The 1,368-nt window shown below is 60.5% G+C and carries 1 protein-coding gene; it reads left to right on the top strand.

Annotated features, from left to right (window positions below):
• Positions 1 to 76 precede the first annotated feature (76 nt).
• On the top strand, positions 77 to 1,129 hold the full coding sequence (locus tag CIW50_RS28890) for an IS110 family RNA-guided transposase (RefSeq protein ID WP_149534591.1): 1,053 nt from the start codon (positions 77 to 79) through the stop codon (positions 1,127 to 1,129).
• The last annotated feature ends 239 nt before the right edge of the window (positions 1,130 to 1,368 follow it).

Here is a 1,368-nt window from a genome sequence, read left to right as displayed (position 1 = left end):
CTAATGGGATGGACCGGCTGCTTCCCCCGCGCGGCAGTCGGCCTAGACTGCTGCGTTTCAACCGGAGAAGCAGCCCATGGATACGACCATTGCGCCCCTCGCCTCGATCGGCATCGATATTGGTAAGGAAGTCTTCCATCTCGTCGGCTTCGGCACCGACGGCAAGATAGCGTTCCGTCGAAAGATCAAGCGACTGGCTTTGATCGAGACCTTCAAGAAGCTGCCAGTGTGCATTGTCGGCATGGAAGCGTGCCTCAGCGCCCACTTCGTCAGCCGCGCCCTGCGCCAGCTCGGCCATGATCCACGAATCATTCCGGCGGTCTATGTGAAGCCATTCGTGAAGGGCCAGAAGAACGATTACAACGACGCCGAGGCGATTGCCGAAGCCGTTTTAAGGCCCAACCTACGTACCGTCCGGGAGAAGAGCCAGGATCAACTGGATCTGCAGGCCTGTCATCGGGTTCGCTCCCGGCTGGTTTCGCGCCGAACAGCCACCATCAACCAGATCCGGGCGTTCCTCATCGAACAAGGCATTGCCGTGCGAACCGGCTCCCGCGCCCTGCGCGCCTCACTGTTCGAGATTCTGAAGAACCGCGAGGACGAGATATCGCCGCGCATGAGCGACCTGATCGTCGGGCTCCATGAGGACTGGCTCCGGCTCGACGAGCGCATCGAGGCGATCACGCGAGAGATCGAAGAGATAAGCCAGCATGAGGACAACTGCACCCGCCTGATGAGCGTGCCTGGTGTCGGGCCGTTGATCTCGACGGCGGTCGTCGCAGCGATCGGCAGCGGTGAGGCTTTCAACCGGGGCCGGGATTTTGGCGCCTGGCTTGGGCTGGTGCCGCGACAATACAGCACCGGAGGGCGTTCGATCCTGGGCGGCATCTCCAAACGTGGCAGCCGATACCTGCGAACTCTCTTCATCCAGGCCGCCAAGGTCCTTCTGATGCGCCCCCAGAACTGGGCGAAGTTCAGCTTCGGAGAGTGGCTGACCAATGCCGCGCCGAGGATGCATCGCAACAAGCTCGCTGCTGCTCTGGCCAATAAGCTCGCCCGCATTGCCTGGAGCGTGCTTTATAACGGAAAGGCCTTCGACACCCACCGACTTGAGGTCGAGGCCATCTAGGCCCGCGACCTCCAAATCAGTTCGCGATTGAGAAGCTGCATGGAACGGATCGATCGACGTGCCCAGAGCCTGGTGGCGCAAATGGTTACTCGAAAACCTGTCCGCTAATGAGGCCAAAGGCGCGTGCGTATCCCCATCAAGGCCACGGCCCGCGAGCCGATCAACAGGCCGGATACATATCAGCGACTTCCGCTATCTAAGCATAATCTCACTTGCGATCAGCAGCCGGTCCATACATT

The sequence above is a fragment of the Tardiphaga sp. P9-11 genome, from assembly GCF_008329525.1.
Classification (GTDB): Bacteria; Pseudomonadota; Alphaproteobacteria; order Rhizobiales; family Xanthobacteraceae; genus Tardiphaga.
Note: the sequence above shows the minus strand (reverse complement) of the source record. Positions and strands in the feature narration are given on the sequence as shown.

Excerpts from the sequence above, each read along its gene's own strand:
- CIW50_RS28890 (WP_149534591.1), top strand. The coding sequence starts at position 77 with ATGGATACGACCATTGCGCCCCTCGCCTCGATCGGCATCGATATTGGT.